General features: G+C 43.0%; 11 protein-coding genes. 7 read left to right on the top strand and 4 right to left on the bottom strand.

The features are described 5' to 3' along the window. Positions 1-59 precede the first annotated feature (59 nt). Positions 60-3,863: a bifunctional proline dehydrogenase/L-glutamate gamma-semialdehyde dehydrogenase PutA gene (gene putA, locus A7968_RS17960; RefSeq protein WP_064667947.1), complete on the bottom strand. Its 3,804-nt coding sequence runs from the start codon at positions 3,861-3,863 to the stop codon at positions 60-62. A 169-nt stretch (positions 3,864-4,032) separates the two neighbouring features. On the opposite strand from putA, the gene A7968_RS17955 reads away from it, so the two are divergent. Next, positions 4,033-4,515 (top strand): winged helix-turn-helix transcriptional regulator, encoded by a 483-nt coding sequence (locus A7968_RS17955; RefSeq protein WP_064667946.1) that lies wholly within the window; start codon positions 4,033-4,035, stop codon positions 4,513-4,515. A 339-nt stretch (positions 4,516-4,854) separates the two neighbouring features. On the opposite strand, the gene A7968_RS17950 is transcribed toward A7968_RS17955, so the two are convergent. Continuing rightward, positions 4,855-5,889 (bottom strand): IS110 family RNA-guided transposase, encoded by a 1,035-nt coding sequence (locus tag A7968_RS17950; protein WP_064667945.1) that lies wholly within the window; start codon positions 5,887-5,889, stop codon positions 4,855-4,857. 433 nt (positions 5,890-6,322) lie between these two features. Then, the gene (locus A7968_RS17945; protein WP_064667944.1) at positions 6,323-6,922 is read right to left on the bottom strand and encodes a TIGR04211 family SH3 domain-containing protein; all 600 of its coding nucleotides are present in this window, start codon (positions 6,920-6,922) and stop codon (positions 6,323-6,325) included. Between the two features lie 214 nt (positions 6,923-7,136). On the opposite strand from A7968_RS17945, the gene A7968_RS17940 reads away from it, so the two are divergent. The 4 genes from A7968_RS17940 to A7968_RS17925 all read left to right on the top strand — a co-directional run bounded on the left by A7968_RS17940 (position 7,137) and on the right by A7968_RS17925 (position 11,933). After that, on the top strand, positions 7,137-8,657 hold the full coding sequence (locus A7968_RS17940; protein ID WP_064667943.1) for a CYTH and CHAD domain-containing protein: 1,521 nt from the start codon (positions 7,137-7,139) through the stop codon (positions 8,655-8,657). Positions 8,658-8,685: 28 nt separating this feature from the next. Then, positions 8,686-9,363: an START domain-containing protein gene (locus tag A7968_RS17935; RefSeq protein WP_064667942.1), complete on the top strand. Its 678-nt coding sequence runs from the start codon at positions 8,686-8,688 to the stop codon at positions 9,361-9,363. A 145-nt stretch (positions 9,364-9,508) separates the two neighbouring features. Then, entirely contained in the window at positions 9,509-11,497 is a 1,989-nt protein-coding gene (locus A7968_RS17930; RefSeq protein WP_064667941.1) for an LTA synthase family protein, read from the top strand. Positions 11,498-11,525: 28 nt separating this feature from the next. Continuing rightward, entirely contained in the window at positions 11,526-11,933 is a 408-nt protein-coding gene (locus A7968_RS17925) for a diacylglycerol kinase (RefSeq protein ID WP_064667940.1), read from the top strand. 1,082 nt (positions 11,934-13,015) lie between these two features. Here the strand turns inward: A7968_RS17925 and metK are convergent. Next, on the bottom strand, positions 13,016-14,167 hold the full coding sequence (gene metK / locus A7968_RS17920; RefSeq protein WP_064667939.1) for a methionine adenosyltransferase: 1,152 nt from the start codon (positions 14,165-14,167) through the stop codon (positions 13,016-13,018). Between the two features lie 277 nt (positions 14,168-14,444). On the opposite strand from metK, the gene tkt reads away from it, so the two are divergent. Both tkt and A7968_RS17910 read left to right on the top strand, forming a co-directional pair. Then, positions 14,445-16,436 (top strand): transketolase, encoded by a 1,992-nt coding sequence (tkt, locus tag A7968_RS17915; protein ID WP_064667938.1) that lies wholly within the window; start codon positions 14,445-14,447, stop codon positions 16,434-16,436. Positions 16,437-17,072: 636 nt separating this feature from the next. Further along, entirely contained in the window at positions 17,073-17,474 is a 402-nt protein-coding gene (locus tag A7968_RS17910; protein ID WP_064667937.1) for a PaaI family thioesterase, read from the top strand. Positions 17,475-17,871 lie beyond the last annotated feature (397 nt).

Here is a 17,871-nt window from a genome sequence, read left to right as displayed (position 1 = left end):
TTACCATATAAGTAGCAAAAAGGGCGCTAATTAGCGCCCTTTTTATATCTACTTAAACGTTACTCGTCGTCTTCAACTAAAGTCATTAGTGATGTATTACCACCTGATGCGGTAGTATCAATACTAATAGTCTTTTCGGTTAATAAACGCTTGATTAGCGTATCGTAGTACTCTGCACTGATCACTGGCAAAATTGCGCCTTTACGTTGTGCTAGCTGTTGGCTGAAATAACCTAAGCGAGAAGAACGTGCTGCAACTACCGCACCTGCTAAATGCGGGTGGGCCAAAATAGCTTGTAACTGGTTTGGTTTAGCTACTTGGAATACCCCTTCAGCAATGCCTGTTGAGATAAACTTATCTTTAAACGCGACAGCTTCCTCATAGAATAACTCAGACGCTACAGTGATCACGGTATTACCCGCAGCAAGTGCGGTGATGATCGAAATAGCCCAGAAGTTAAACGAGGTGCTCTTATCTGCATAACATACTACACAACCACGTGCTTCAAGATGCAGGGTATTTGATTCACCTGTAGGCCCAGGCAACGTAGTAAACTTACGCATATGCTTTTCTAGACGATTAAGCTGCGCACGTGCATCGGCAAGTGTCAGTGCTAAATCGTCCGCCAGCTCATCGATAATATCAACCGTTGCTACTTTAGCTAATAACTGACGTACCGCAGAAACACGATCGTTCAGTGGTGTCGCACGCCAGATTTTTTCATCGCGCATTGAGTTAGCCATTAACTTTTCAACTTGCTCAGCAGCACCAGAGTAGTGGTGAGTATCAAGCTCATCAGGCGTTAAGTTAGTCATTTGTACGTTTTCTGGCGATGCTTTTTCTTTAACTAAACGCGCTAAGTAGTTAGGGCCACCGGCTTTAGGGCCAGTACCAGATAAACCACGGCCACCAAATGGTTGCACACCAACAATCGCACCAATCATGTTACGGTTAACGTAGACGTTCCCCGCACGTGACATTTTAGCTAGGTATTCACAACGCTCTTCAATACGAGAGTGAATGCCCATAGTTAAACCAAAGCCAGTGTTATTGATTTGGTCAATCACGTTATCAAGCTCTGAGCCTTTAAAGCGAATAACGTGTACACATGGGCCAAATACTTCGCGTTTTAGTACTGATAAATCTTTGATCTCATATAAACGTGGCGCAAAGAAGTAAGCCCCGTTTTCACTGTTATCAGGAATTTTACACTCATAATGCAGTGTTGCGTTGCCTTTTAAGTACTCAACATGTTCGTTTAAGTTCTTCAGTGCTTTTTCATCGATGACCGGACCAATATCGGTTGATAGCAATGATGGATCGCCAACGTGTAATTCTTGCAATGCGCCTTTAATCATAGTGATCACGCCATCAGCGATGTCTTCTTGTAAGAATAATACGCGAAGCGCTGAACAGCGTTGGCCGGCACTTTGGAAGCCAGAGCTGATCACATCGTCAACAACTTGCTCAGGAAGCGCCGTTGAATCAACGATCATACAGTTTTGACCACCGGTTTCGGCGATTAATGGCACTTGAATATCGTTACGAGCCGCCAATGTTTGCGAAATAAGTGTGCCCGTTTCTGTTGAACCGGTGAACATCACCGCTTGAATACGTTCATCAGGAACAATGGTTTTACCTACTTCACTACCACGAGCGATAACAGGTTGTACTACGTGTTCTGGTAAGCCAACTGATAACATTAGCTCAATCGTACGAAGTGCGATGTAGCTGGTTTGTTCAGCTGGTTTAGCGATAACGGTATTACCAGTTACGATCGCAGCGGCGACTTGACCTAAGAAGATTGCTAATGGAAAATTCCACGGGCTAATACATAAGATCACACCACGGGCTTCAAAACGCTCATCTTCACTTAGTTCTTCGGCACGAGCTGCGTAGTAACGACAAAAATCAACCGCTTCACGAACTTCATCAATACCGTCTTGAGCTACTTTACCAGCTTCTTTAATACAGATAGCCACAAGCTCGTCGTGATGACGCTCTAGAATGTCAGCAATACGACGTAATAGATTTGCGCGCTCTTTAACTGACGTTTGCGACCAAGACTCAAACGCGGTTTCTGCGTTAGCAAGCAAGGTAAGCATTTCGTCGCTGTTTTGCAGCTTCACATGACCGATGATTTCTTTATGGTTTGCAGGATTTTTAACTGCAATAGACCCTTCAGGAATATCGCTTTCACTAATGCGGTGCTCTGCAAACCAGCTATCAAGATTTGCTTTGAATGGTGTAATGGCATTAATGTCAGTTAAATCCATACCTTTCGAATTAGCACGCTCTGCGCCGTATAAATCAATTGGCATTTTGATTTGCGTGTTGTACTTGTTCCGTAACCCTTGCAGTGTTTCTACCGGATCAGGTAATAATGATTCTACAGGTTTGGTGGTATCAACAATGGCATTTACAAACGATGAATTCGCACCGTTTTCAAGTAAACGACGTACTAAGTAAGCCAATAAGTCTTCGTGTTGACCAACAGGGGCATACACACGACACTGAATTTTTTCTTCCGTTACGATTTGGTCGAATAATGATTCACCCATACCGTGCAGACGTTGGAATTCAAACCCTTGGTTATCACCTTTAGCAACTTCTAAAATAGTGGCGGCAGTGTAGGCATTATGCGTGGCAAACTGTGGATAAAGCACATCACGCGCTTCGAGCATTTTGATTGCACAGGCTTTGTACGATACATCGGTCGTCGCTTTACGAGTAAATACTGGGAAATGCTCTAAACCATCTTGTTGAGTAGTTTTGATTTCTGTATCCCAGTAGGCGCCTTTAACTAAACGCACCATCATTTTACGGCCTACACGCCCAGCAAGCTCTGTTAACCATTCAATCACGAAAATAGCACGCTTTTGATAGGCTTGAACCGCTAAACCAAAACCATGCCAACCAGCTAGGTCATCGTCACTAAATACCGCTTCGATTACATCAAGCGAGATATCTAAACGGTCAGCTTCTTCAGCATCAACAGTAAAACCGATATCGTAGCTTTTTGCTGCCATGGCCAGTTCTTTAAGTTTAGGCACAATCTCGCTCATCACACGTTCTTTGTGAGTAAACTCATAACGAGGGTGGATCGCAGACAGCTTCACTGAAATACCTGGGCTCTTAATTGGACCACGGCCGTTTGCCGCTTTACCAATTGCATGAATCGCATTCATGTAGCTATTGAAGTAACGGTCAGCATCTTTCATGGTGCGTGCGCCTTCGCCTAGCATATCGTATGAATACACATAGCCTTTTTGTTCTTTTTCAGCAGCGCGCTCGATGGCTTCGTCAATGGTGCGACCCATTACAAACTGCTTACCCATGATCTTCATGGCAAAGTTTACTGACTTACGAATAACCGGTTCACCTAAGCGACCAATGGTTTTTTTCAATACGCCAAATTGCTGCTCTTTGGTTTTATCTGTGTAGTTAACCATTTTACCGGTTACTAATAAGCCCCAAGATGATGCATTTACAAATAAAGAGTCACTGCTACCTAAGTGAGAGCTCCAGTCGCCTTTGGCTAACTTATCGCGAATTAGGGTATCTTGAGTTGCTTTATCTGGCACACGAAGTAGGGCTTCGGCTAAACACATCAATACCACACCTTCTTCACTTGAAAGTGAGAACTCATTTAAAAGTGCATCAACACCGCTTTGACCATCTTGGTCACGGCGAATATTGTGAACTATTTGACGAGCACGTTCCCAAGCACGGCTGCGGGCTTTTACGCCTACCTCAGCAAGCGGTAAAATATGATCAATTACGGCATTTTCATCGATGCGGTAAAAGTCACGGATTTTTTGTCGAATTGGACACGTTGTTGTCAAATCGCCGTCGAATAACATAAGCAACCCTCTGGTGTGTGGAGTCTTGCAGCAAAAAATTTTGCTGCCTGATTTTCATCTGTGTAATGCGTGCATTCTAATTAAATTCCAGCAGAATATGCTGGTTAAATTTAGCGTTTTACGATAATTTACAGGGCATACCTTAAACTTATCCGCATAAAATTCTGTTATGACAAGTCCGAATAGATTACGTATGCTAGATCGCATCGATTTAGCAATTTTAGACGTTCTGCAAAAAAACGGCAGAATTTCTAATGTTAACCTCGCAAAGCAGGTTAATTTAAGCCCTAGCCCTTGTCTTGATCGGGTCAAACGGCTTGAACAAGAAGGTTACATAGAAGGCTACTTTGCAAAGCTTAGCGAAGCCAAGCTTAATCAAAGCTTAGTCGCTCATGTGCAAGTGTCGTTAGTGACATCAAATACCGCGGTGTTTAAAGTGTTTCGTGAGCATATTTTAAAGATTAAACAAGTGGTTGAGTGTGACATGGTGGCCGGAGGATACGATTATTTATTAAAAATTCGTGTTTGCGACATGGATGAGTATCGCCAAGTGTTAGGGGATTTAGTTGATATACCGGGAGTTGGTACACACCACACCTATATGGTGATAGAAAAAATCAAACAGGATACAGGCCTGAGATTAGATACTTAAATTAAAACTCGCTGCTAGCCGACGTAGGCGCGGGTTTACCCCGCGCTTTGGTTATTTATTCACAAAGAGGTTATGAGGACGCTGCGCTTTAGAGGTAAAAATAGGGACTAGGTTCTTATATGGACTCCCTAAGTAAATCAACAAAAAACTGTCTTTAAAAACAAGTATAGATGCGTGCTTATATACGGGCTTTATTGAGGAGCTACCTCGCCCTAAAATGTACTCGCACCAATAGGCAAATTCTAGGAAGCGGCATCTAAAGTGCCTTAGGACCTAACTTGCTTCTATTGGTCGGTCTTACCTGTTTTACATCGCTCTTTGCTGATCCAACATGGAATATCAAGCCAATGAGATTGGCTGATATTCCGTGTCATTCTTTAATATCGCATAGGCGGTTCTCACCGTTTTGTTTGCGAAAGCAATCGCTGCGATTTTTTTACCTCTTCTCTCAACTAAGGCTTGTAGCCAACGCTCTTTGCTTGTTCTGGCTGGACGTTTACTCACTTGCGTGATAACAGAAAGCGCTCCTTGAAAAAGAGTAGAACGAAGTCGCTTATCTGCATGACGCTTTGAAATATGCCCAATACGCTCTTTACCACCTGAACTATGTTGCTTTGGCGTTAACCCTATATTTGCTGATGCTTCACGACCGTTGGTAAAATTCTCACCCTGACCTAAACGCACCGCTAGCCCTAAAGCACCGATGGGGCCGACGCCCTCTAACTTCATCAACTTTTGGCAGGTCGTATCATATTTTACCGCGCCTTCGAGCTGGCGTTCCAAAATGGCAACATGTTCGATTTGCTGTAGTAAGTGCTGCCATAAATAATTCAGTGTTTCACGAAAAGACTGAGGCAAGCTATTTTCAGCGTCTTCCAGAATAAAAGGAATGTGCTTACGAAGTTGGGATAAGCTTGGTGGTACAATAATACCAAACTCGCCAAGTAAGCCCCTGACTTGATTACTCTGTGCTATTTGATGTGTCTTTGCTAAATGACGAGCTCGCTCCAATGATTGCAAAGCCTGCTCTTCGGCAGATTGCACACGCGCACCATGGATATGCTCTTGAGAAGCGGCGATTGCGATAGCTAAAGCATCATTACGATCCGTTTTTTGCTTAGTTTGGAAAGGCTTAACTGTTCTTGCGGAAATGATTTTGACTTCGTGACCAAGAGCACGTGCTAGCCTAGCCCAATATTGCGCACTACCACACGCTTCCATCGCCACCAATGAGCGTGGCTGCTTAACAAGCATCTCTTTTAGCTTTGCTCGGCTAAGTTCTCGGTTGAAGAGGACTTTACCTTTTGGATCTCGTTTACAGACTTGAAAAACATTCTTTGCTAAATCAATAGCCAATATATTAGTATCTTTCATGTATGGACTCCTTTGGTTAATCTTTTGTCGGATTAAGACCGTACCTCCTCAGGGAGAGGGAGTCCATACATCTAGGAAGTGACTAGATGCTAGGGTGTATTCGGAGCTTGTCGCTCGAAGCCTGTGGCATTTTTCTCTTCTCATTTGCTCTCATTCATTTCTCTTTGTGCAAAAAAATTTTAATGATTCATTCACCACCGAGCAGCGAGTTCACCGAGAATAAATTAGTGACAGTGATTGCTTTTAGTTAGATTTATCTGTGTAGCGCGAAGCGTCGTCTTTGTGCTTTCGGTGGTAAAATAGGTTTATCGGCGTAAATGTATAAACAGTCGCGAGGTAAACTCGCTGCTACCGGCGTAGGCGCGGGTTTACCCCGCGCACTAAAAAAGCACCCTAGGGTGCTTTTTTAGTATCAAATATATGTGGTTATCGTTTACGCCCAGCCGTCATAACGCTTACGACGTGATAATACGATGGTTAAAATAATACCTAAAAACAAGCCAATAAATGCAATCGCACCACCATAGGTTAGTAGTTGACGTTTTTCTTTCGCACCTGCTTGTTGTTTTTGTGTACGCTCTGCGTCTAAGGTATTTTTTAATTTAGTAATTTGCTCTGACAGCGCCGTGTTTTGGTCTGTTAACGTTTGGTTTCGTTCTTGTAGTTGCGGCAATTCAATTTGTGCTTGGCGAAGTTGCTCTTGCATCGATGCCATTTCTGCACTCAGTGTACGGTATTGTTGATGAATACCTGCCGATTTAGTTACAAATTTAGACTCAACCCAGCCTTCACGCTCTTTGTCATCAAGCACTTTAATAAAGCCATTTTCTTCAGCAGATAATTGCGTCAATTTAGTGCCAGCATCAACAGAGCCAATAATGCGGTAATTTTTACTCGCGCCTGAATGCATGAATGTATAAAGATTATCGATTATATATGCGGTGTTTGCGTCGCTAGCTGTATCAGTTTCTTCAGCGTGGCTCATAAATGTGGCCGCTGCAAATAGCAAAGCTAATAAAGAATGTTTTAACATCAATCTACCCTGTTAATGTAACCGTCTGTGGGACAGCAATCGTATTATTCATAGTTAAGTCTTGAGATAGTATGGATTTAGCGCGCTAATAGCAAGGTTGATATTGTAATCGCTGCTGCTGTTTGCTGATCCAAATAAGCTAAAAAATTTGCAATGTCGGGCAGCTTTGTTTATTTTGAGCTCTTATTTATTTTAAAGGTAATCCTCAAGCCTAATGGATACTGAGATAGAACTGAAGTTTTTGGTGTCAGACGCCGTTATTCCACTGATCCCCGCGTTAATAACTCAATTTGCAAAAACCGTTACAAATAAGCCTTCTCGCAGTTTGCAAAATACTTACTTTGATACGCCGAGTCGTGAATTAAGGGCACTTGATATCGGTTTTCGAACCCGTTGTGCGGATAATCAATGTGAGCAAACCATCAAGCTTGCTGGAGAAGTCATCGGTGGCTTGCACCAACGACCTGAATATAACTTACCGCTTGAAAGTAGCCGACCAAATATAACTGCATTTGATGCCAGTATTTGGCCGCATGGTATGCAAATAAGTGCAATTGCCGCCAATATTTATCCTATTTTTAGTACTAACTTTATTCGTCGTACTTGGCTGATTGAAACAGCAAACGGTGCCAAAATTGAAGTCGTGCAAGATAAAGGTGAAGTCTCAGCGTCTGGCTTAATGGAACCTATTTGTGAGCTGGAAATAGAGCTTATAGAAGGTAGCCGCGATGAATTATTCACTTTAGCGGATAAACTGGTTAGTCAAAATAATATTCGCTTAGGGCTCTATTCTAAAGCGGCTCGTGGCTATCGCTTAGCAGACAATAAACCGCTCAAGCCTAGTAAATCAATCGGTTTTGTATCACTTCCTAATAATGCCACGCAAGAGCAAGCACTCATAGCGGCCATTGGCTTTGGCATACGTTTTGTACAAAAGCACGAGCAATGCTATTTTGACAAACCTAGTTTAAAAACCCTCAAGCGTGTCACCGATGGGATTAGTTTAATTCGCCATACGTTTTGGTTATTTGATGATATTGTTGACAAAAGTACCACCGAAGCATTACGTACAGAACTCAAATGGTTACTCAGTGAATTAGCCTGGGTTGAAAATGCCATTCAGTTGAAAACTTACACCTCTAAGCGCCACGCCTACTATAAAAAAATCAACAGTGCGCCAGAGTTGACCCAAGTCATCAATGACTTAAAAGAGCTACAGCCAAGTATTGATGATATTAATCGTCTATTTCATAGTGCTCGTTATAACCGTCTATTGTTATCGTTGACCACGTGGCTGGTGGATAAACAATGGCGTAAAAGTTGGGGGCAAGTGCAATTTAAAGCTGCCGAGCAACCTGTAGCAGAGATCGCCAATCGATTATTTGAAAAAGACTGGCAAGACCTTCATCAATTGCTGCCAGAGCAAAAAACACTGACATTTAAAGATTACTTAGATTTGCGTACCCGGCTTGAAAATAGTTTGCTTAGTGGTAATTGTTTAGGTGCATTATTTGAAAAAGATGAACGCAGTGAGTTTCGTATTCCGTGGTTAGATATTTCACACGGTATGTATGAGCTTAGTACGCTTGAGTATTTAAAGCAGCTATGTGCCGGGCAAGATGACGAAGAACTGGCAAAAATTCAAAGCTGGCTAGAAAAAAAATCAGAGTTTTTGGTTAGTGCCATGGAACAAAGTCGTTTAGCGTCTTATAAAATAGCGCCATACTGGCAATAATAATTGTTCAGTACATGAGGGAGTATGTATGCTGCAGCGAGTGTTATTTTTAGCGTTGCTTTTTAGTGTCAAGGTTATGGCCCAGCCTAGCGAATGGCAGTTATGGAAGCAACGCGATGGTGCGAGCGTACACTACAAAAAACATGCAAGTGGCATTTTTGAAGTACAGGCAGAGATTGCGGTTACGGGTGTCACGGCAAACGATTTTATGGCTTTGCTAAGTGACACTGAGAGTGCCCCATTATGGATTGAAAATGTTACTCATGTGCAAGTATTAAAACGTTTAAGCCCCTCAGAAAATATCGTTTATACCCAATTTGATTCACCATGGCCGGTTGCAGACCGGGATATGGTGAGCTATTCATGCTATCGGCGAGTTAATCGCACCCAAACAGAATTAAAGATCGCTGCTTTAACAGATTTTCTTGAGAAGCGCGAAGGGGTGATCCGTATCACTGACCTTAACGCAAGCTGGTTGTTAACTGAAACTAGTGAGCAAGGGGAGTCGCAATTGACTATTCGCCATGTTGTTTACGCGGACCCAGCAGGGGCGATCCCTCATTGGCTCAGTAACAAAATTGGGCTTAAAAGTGCGATGCATACTTTATTAGCGTTAAAACAACGTTTGCTTGAAAAAACTTATCAACCGAATAAGCAAATAATAGAGCTGGGTGATTGTAGCCAGCAATCATTAATAACTCGATAGTGCTTAAAAATAGGATACTAACCATTTTGTTAATGCATTGTAATTAAACAGTTTTATTACAAAATATTACAAAGTCAACATTGTCTGTGTAACTAAAGTAGGTAATAATTCCTTTTGGGATAAATCTATTTTAGGGACAGTGAAAGTGTTGGCATCATCAGTATTTAAATCAAGCAGATGGTTTTTATTTGTTAACGAAAGTTGGCGTATTGCGACACTGTGGTTTGCAGGTGTTTTGCTGTTTATGAGCTTTCGGGTGTTCTTTTTAGTTTATTTTCATAACCGGATCACTGCCTCGTTAGATGTAGACACTGTTTTAAATGCGTTAAAAACAGGGTTTGCATTTGACTCCGCCGCTAGTGGCGTGTGTTTTAGTATTCCTTTTCTACTCAATTGTATTTTACAACCGCTGCGGCTAGGACACTGGGTCAGAGTCGTGCGTATATTGACAGCGAAACTCTTTTTTGCGGTTGCAATTTTACTCTGCATAACCAGCATTACTTACATTACAGAATACGGCAGCCAATTTAATTATTTTATGTTTGAAGGGCTACACGACGACCAGCAAGCAATTGCTTTAACGGCAATAAAGCAGTATCAACCATGGGGGAGTCTACTGAGTTTATTGCTATTGTTAGCGGTTGCATTTAAGTTATGTCACATCATTGATAAGCAATCGAATGGTTTCTTAGAGCGTATATTTACTAATTGTAAGTGGAAACGAACATTTTTAATCGTTTTGATTGTGGTGTTATTTGTTTGTGCTATTCGAGGTTCGTTCGAGTCTCGCCCTGCCACGCGAAAATGGTCTGCAGTGACCCATGACCCATTTTTAAATAATTTAGTTATCAACCCATTTCGCAGCTTTGTATACGCAATAAAAGATTATAGCGAGCTACAAAACCATGGTTTAGAAGGGGCAAATCCGTACTTAAAGAACAATGTAACAATTGCTCAAGATGTATTAGCAGGATTAGAGCAACACACCAGCGAGCCGCTGTTGGCTGCACCTTCACAGGTATTTTTTATTGTGATGGAAAGTTACGATTCGTGGCCGTTACAACACAAATACGCGTCACTAAATTTAACTAATGAGCTAAAAAGCCTAGCTAGTAAAGGTATTTATTTAGATAACGTGTTGCCAGCAGCAAGTAGTACCATGAACTCGTTATCCAGCCTTCTATCTGGGATCCCCTATGCGGGAGTCAATATGAGCCTTATTGGTCCACAGCAACCAGCTAGTAAATTATCGTTATTCAATCAGTTGGAACAGCTGGGCTATACCAGCCAATTTTTTTATGGCGGTTTGTTGTCATGGCAAAATATCGGCCAATATGTCCTCTCCCAAGGCGCTGATAAGGTGTACTCTGCCACAGATGCTGGCGGTAAAGGCAGTGCCGGGGTTTGGGGGATTGATGATGGCCAGTTATTTGATTTAGTTGCAGAGAAAACTCAAGCAAAAAGCTTTAATGTGATCATGAGTGGCAGCTATCATGGACCCTTTAATTTAGATCTAACTCAGTATGATTACCCGTTTAAATCTGCTGCAGATTACCCTGCAGCAATTCAAGAGTTAGAGACACAACTACTTGATCCTTATGTGCTTGGACACTTATGGTATAGCGATAAAATGTTAGGGTCATTTGTACGTAAAATGCAGCAGCGCTACCCGGATGCGTTATTTATTATTACTGGTGACCACTATAGTCGGCGTTATTTACATCCACGTCCTAATTTATATGAGTTGACTCATGTTCCTTTAGTTATTTATGGTAATGGGGTTAAATCGAGCATGCTGAACGCTCAAAAAATAGCTAGTCACATGGATATAGCACCAACATTGCTAAATTTAATAGCGCCCGCCAATACAGCATTTTATAGCGTAGGGCAGTCACTGTTTTCACCGACAGCCGAGCGTACTGTGTTTGGCTTTCAAACTGTTCGTAATAATAAGCAGTTATGGCGAGGTGATTTAAGCGCATTATATGAGTACTATGCTGTAAACTCCCTTGATAAAATACAGCTAATGCCAACACAAACACAAGCGTTTAAAGAGATCGATGCTGAAACAGAGCAAGCGTATAATCAATACATGGCGCAAGCGTGGCATTTGTTAACTCAAGGCAAAAAATAATTCCTAATGAGCTGTAAAGATACTAAACATGAACAAACCAAACATTAATTTAGTTAATAAGCCCAACGGTATCGGCTTAGGCCGTATTTTTAAGGCAACACAATGCTCTATCAAGGGGTTTAAAGCAGCTTATCAGGAAGAGTCGGCTTTTCGTACAGAACTGGTGCTAGGTGCTGTGTCACTGCCATTATCATTTTGGCTTGCACAATCATTGCAACATTGGGTGATGCTGGTTGTTAGCTTTTTATTTTTATTGATTGTTGAATTACTTAACTCGGCTATTGAAGCACTAACAGATCGCGTTGGCGTTGAATACCATGTGCTTTCTGGGCGTGCTAAAGATATTGCCTCAGCAGCAGTTAGCCTAGCGCTACTCGTTTTGCTAATAGTGTGGGGTGTTGCAGGGTATGAAAAAATACTTATATGGATAGGTTAGGGAGTGAGGCAAAACCGCAACGGGTTCCGAATACACCCTAGCCCCTAGTTTAAATTACTTGGGCTAAACCCGCGCCTACGCCAGGTAGCAGCGAGTTTACCTCGCGACAAACATTTTATCCTTCGCGGTGGCAAGCCACTCGCCTACAAGTAACACCTAGCCCGCTCCAGTAGGTCGCCATTTATGGCGACAAGCGATTTACCACTGAGGGCAGGAGGCGCTTCGCGCTACACTGAGAATACAAAAGTAAAAAGTCACTAATTCTTCTCTGCGTTCTCGGTGGTAAATTAATCACTTAAAGAACATTTCATTAAATCTCGCGGGCTAAACCCGCGCCTACGTCAGGTAGCAGCGAGTTTAGCTCGCGACAATAACTTTACCTTCGCGGTGGTAAGCAACTCGCCTACAAGTAACATCCAGCCCGCTTCTGTAGGTCGCCATTTATGGCGACAAGCGATTTACCACTGAGGGTAGGAGGCGCTGCGCGCTACACCGAGAAGAGAAGATATTAACAACTTTATTTAATTGCGCGGGCTAAACCCGCGCCTACGTCAGGTAGCAGCGAGTTTAGCTCGCGACAATAACTTTACCTTCGCGGTGGTAAGCAACTCGCCTACAAGTAACATCCAGCCCGCTTCTGTAGGTCGCCATTTATGGCGACAAGCGATTTACCACTGAGGGTAGGAGGCGCTGCGCGCTACACCGAGAAGAGAAGATATTAACAACTTTATTTAATTGCGCGGGGTAAACCCGCGCCTACGTTAGGTAGCAGCGAGTTTACCTCGCGACAAACATTTTATCCTTCGCGGCGACAAACCACTCGCCTACAAATAATACTCACCATCAAAAACTTTTTTGCACAAAGAGTAGTGAATGAGAGCAAATGAGAAAAAACGCCACTGGCTTCGAATACCCTCTAGTAGCTAGCCACTTCCTAAAACCTAGCCGCTATTTTTTCAATTACTTCTCTAAAGCGCAGCGCCTCATAACCTCTTTGTGAATAAATTACTTAAAGCACATAATCAGCAGGCATAAAAAAAGCGCCAATTGGCGCTTTTTCTGCATTCACCCAGAGGCTGGTATTAAAGACCAGCGGCTGCGCGAAGTGCGTCTGCTTTGTCAGTACGCTCCCAAGGGAATTCATCGCGACCAAAGTGGCCGTAAGCCGCTGTTGGTTGATAAATTGGGCGCTCAAGATCAAGCATTTGGATTAGGCCGTATGGGCGTAAGTCAAAGTGTTCACGAATAAGTTCGATTAAACGAGCTTCTTCTAATTTACTTGTACCAAACGTTTCAACACTGATTGAGGTAGGCTCTGCAACACCGATTGCGTAAGATACTTGTAGCTCACACTTGTCAGCAAGGCCAGCAGCAACCACGTTTTTAGCAACGTAACGTGCAGCGTATGCAGCTGAGCGGTCAACTTTTGATGGATCTTTACCAGAGAAAGCACCGCCACCGTGACGAGCCATACCGCCGTAAGTATCAACGATGATTTTACGACCAGTAAGACCACAGTCACCCATAGGGCCACCGATAACAAAACGGCCAGTCGGGTTGATAAAGAACTTAGTTGCTTTAGAGATAAGCTCTGCAGGCAATACTGGCTTGATGATTGTTTCCATCACAGCTTCTACTAAATCTTTCTGTGAAATGTCTTCACTGTGTTGAGTAGAAAGTACTACTGCGTCAATGCCTACTGGTTTGCCGTTTTCATATGCAAAAGTAACTTGTGATTTTGCATCAGGACGTAACCAGTTTAACTCGCCGCTTTTACGTACTTGCGCTTGACGCTGTACTAAACGATGAGAGTAAGTGATAGGTGCAGGCATAAGTACTTCTGTTTCGTTACATGCGTAACCAAACATTAAACCTTGGTCACCAGCGCCTTGTTCTTCAGGGCTAGTACGGTCAACACCTTGGTTGATATCAGGTGATTGCTTACCGATAGTGTTTAAAATTGCACAAGAATCAGCATCAAAACCCATGTCTGAATGCGTGTAGCCAATTTCACGTACAGTTTTACGAGTGATTTCTTCAATATCAACCCATGCGCTAGTAGTGATTTCACCACCAACCATAACCATACCAGTCTTAACGTAAGTTTCACACGCAACACGGGCATGAGAATCTTGTTCTAAGATGGCATCAAGTACCGCGTCAGAGATTTGGTCCGCGATTTTATCCGGATGACCTTCAGAAACAGATTCAGAAGTAAATAAATGTTTTGCCATTGTCTTTCTGCTCACAAATATTGCGCTTCACAAACGTCGGTAAGAGCGCTAAAAAATTAAGGGGCGTATTTTATCTAAAACAACCATAGTTGCATAGTGTTTTTACGCCTAGACGTCTAAATAAAATTACTAATAACTTTTTGTTCTTAAAAAATTTTCATAATAGCCAATTTAATCAGGGTTTTTAATTGCACACAGCCCCCACAATAAGTAAGAATGGGTGTTCTTGAAAAACACACAACAACCAGCGCAAATACAGTTAAAGGTAGGAGAATTCATGCCGTCTCGCAAAGAACTTGCAAATGCTATTCGCGTCTTATCAATGGACGCAGTACAACAGGCCAAATCAGGCCACCCTGGAGCCCCTATGGGCATGGCTGATATCGCAGAAGTACTATGGCGCGATTATCTAAATCATAATCCAACAAATCCAGAGTGGGTAGACAGAGATCGATTTATACTCTCAAACGGCCACGGTTCAATGCTTATTTATTCTCTATTGCACTTAAGTGGTTATGATTTGCCAATTGAGGAAATTAAAAACTTCCGTCAAATGCATTCAAAAACACCGGGTCACCCAGAGTACGGTTATGCACCAGGGATTGAAACCACTACGGGCCCACTTGGTCAAGGGATCACAAATGCAGTCGGTATGGCGATTGCTGAAAAAGCATTAGCGGCACAATTTAACCGTGAAGGCCATGAGATTGTTGATCACCACACATATACGTTCTTAGGCGATGGTTGCTTAATGGAAGGTATTTCTCATGAAGCCTGTTCACTTGCCGGCACATTAGGCCTTGGTAAGTTAGTGGCGTTTTGGGATGACAACGGTATTTCAATCGATGGTGAAGTGGAAGGCTGGTTTAGTGATGATACCCCAGCACGCTTTAAAGCTTACGGTTGGCATGTAGTAAGTAATGTTGACGGCCATGATTCAGATGCAATTCGCGCAGCCATCGAAGAAGCACGCAGTGTGACTGACAAGCCAACGCTTATTTGTTGTAAAACAGTAATTGGTTACGGTTCACCAAATAAATCAGGTAGCCATGATTGTCACGGCGCACCACTAGGTGAAGACGAAATTAAAGCTGCTCGTGAGTTCCTTGGTTGGACTGGCGAGGCATTTGAAATCCCAGCTGATATATACAGCGAGTGGGATGGCAAAGAAAAAGGTAAGCAACTTGAAGCTAGCTGGGATGAGAAATTTGCCGCATACGCCGCTGCACACCCAGAATTAGCCGCCGAATTTAAACGCCGCACAAGCTCAGAGCTACCAGCTGATTGGGCTGAAAAATCACAAGCGTATATTGAGCAACTAGACGCAAACCCAGCAAATCCTGCATCGCGTAAAGCGTCGCAAGATGCACTAAACGCATTTGGCCCGTTATTACCTGAATTTATGGGCGGCTCTGCAGATTTAGCCGGTTCTAACCTAACAATTTGGAAAGGCTCGAAAGGCCTTGAAGCGAATGACGCAAGCGGTAACTACATCTATTACGGCGTACGTGAGTTTGGTATGTCAGCGATTATGAATGGTATTGCACTGCATAAAGGCTTTATTCCTTACGGCGCTACTTTCTTAATGTTCATGGAATACGCACGTAATGCAGTACGTATGGCTGCGTTGATGAAAGTGCCAAGTATTTTTGTATACACGCACGATTCAATTGGTTTAGGTGAAGATGGCCCAACTCACCAACCAGTAGAGCAAATTGCTAGCATGCGTTTAACGCCAAACCTTGTTAACTGGCGCCCGTGTGACCAAGTTGAGTCTGCAATTGCATGGCAACAAGCCATTGAACGTAAAGACGGCCCAACATCACTTATCTTTACTCGCCAAGGCCTTGAGCAGCAAACTCGCTCAGCACAGCAATTAAGCGATGTGAAAAAAGGTGGTTATGTACTGAGCTGTGATGGTGAGCCTGAGCTTATCTTAATCGCAACTGGCTCTGAGGTGCAATTAGCACAAGATTCAGCCGCTGAACTGCGTAAGCAAGGTAAAAAAGTACGTGTTGTATCAATGCCATCTACCGATGTATTTGATGCCCAAGACGCCGCTTACAAAGAAAGCGTATTACCAGCTGCAGTTACACGCCGCGTTGCAGTAGAAGCCGGCATTGCCGATTACTGGTATAAGTATGTTGGCTTAAACGGCGCTGTTGTTGGTATGACTACCTTTGGTGAGTCAGCACCAGCTAATGAGCTGTTTGAGCACTTTGGCTTCACGGTAGAAAACATCGTAAACAAAGCCAACGAATTGTTTTAATCTTTACGATTGAAATTTAAAAGCCCGCACTGTGTTAAACGCAGCGCGGGTTTTTTTATACAGAGCTGTAAGCTTTAAGCCGTCAGTTTTTAATTTGAGGATAGTGCCAAGGAAAAATCGTAGGAGGGTGCTTTAGCCCCGATTGTTTTGGGAGCTTTATCACTGATTTTATGGCGCTTGCGCCCGATTATTCTTGCCGCTTTTTTCGATTGTTTGTAATACCTTGTAGGCGTGAAACTTGTTTCGCACGTTGTCTATGTAGGTCGTGCTTTAGCGCGTAGGTTGGGTAGAGCGCAGCGAAACCCAACAGCCAGAGCCCAAGCCGTCAGCCATAAGCTTTCAGCTGTCAGATTTAGTGCTGAAACGCCGTGCCAAGGAAAAATCGTAGGAGGGTGCTTTAGCCCCGATTGTATGGTGTTCAAATTGCCTTATCTGATTTTGCTTTAAGCTGAACAAAAACTTAGTGATAGTAATACCTTAGCTAATTTGTTAAAAGTATATGAAGTAAAGAAATGAGCACTAAACCAGTAGAGATATTGACCACAACAACGACCAACAATGCTTGCTTAATTTTAGCAAAGGATTTTCGACTGTTTATTATGTTAAATTTCAAGATTCAAATAAAGGAGTAAACAATTGGAAGTTACATTAAAAACTGGAAAGGAAATATTAGCGCAGCAATCATTTAGTAATTTATTAGGTGCGGAGCTTGAAAAGTTCGAAGCAGGTTATGCTGAGTTACGTTTAGAAATTAAAGAAGAGCTAAAGCAAAATAACGGTTTTGTTCATGGTGGTGTGGTTAGTTACATGGCTGATAACTGCATAACATTTGCAGGCGCGTCAGTGCTAGGTGCATGTGTAACATTAGAGTACAAAATAAATTACGTCCGTCCTTCAATTGGTGAGCGTTTGGTAGCAAAGGCAAATGTATTGCATGCAGGTAAACGTCAATCTACTTGTGAGTGTAAAGTTTTCGTTCAACAAAGCGGTGAAGAAAAACTAGTTGCTGTCGCTCTTGGGACGATAAGCAAGATCTAAGCTGTGGGATTATGCCTTACTCATTATGCTTGGCCATACAGTAATGACACAAAGCTAGAGTTAAAGCATTTATTTAGCCCTTAAACACTTGACGCGCTAAAGCACGACCTACAATGTAAGCCCGAAGCCCGAAGCCCGAAGCCCGAAGCCCGAAGCCCGAAGCCCGAAGCCCGAAGCCCGAAGCCCGAAGCCCGAAGCCCGAAGCCCGAAGCCCGAAGCCCGAAGCCCGAAGCCCGATTCTGCAACACAAGTCGAGGCACAGCCAGCTCCTACACTAAAGCACGCACGGCAAGGACTACCCATCAAAGAATGCCACGAAGAGACATCATCACGGAACAACGACACACGGAACCGTAAAACAGAAAACAGAACAAAAACGGGAAAAGAACAGCAACGA

The organism is Pseudoalteromonas prydzensis, from assembly GCF_001661495.1.
GTDB classification, from domain to species: domain Bacteria; phylum Pseudomonadota; class Gammaproteobacteria; order Enterobacterales; family Alteromonadaceae; genus Pseudoalteromonas; species Pseudoalteromonas prydzensis.
The sequence above is the reverse complement of the archived record's forward strand: the minus strand, read 5'-3'. Positions and strand labels throughout refer to the sequence as shown.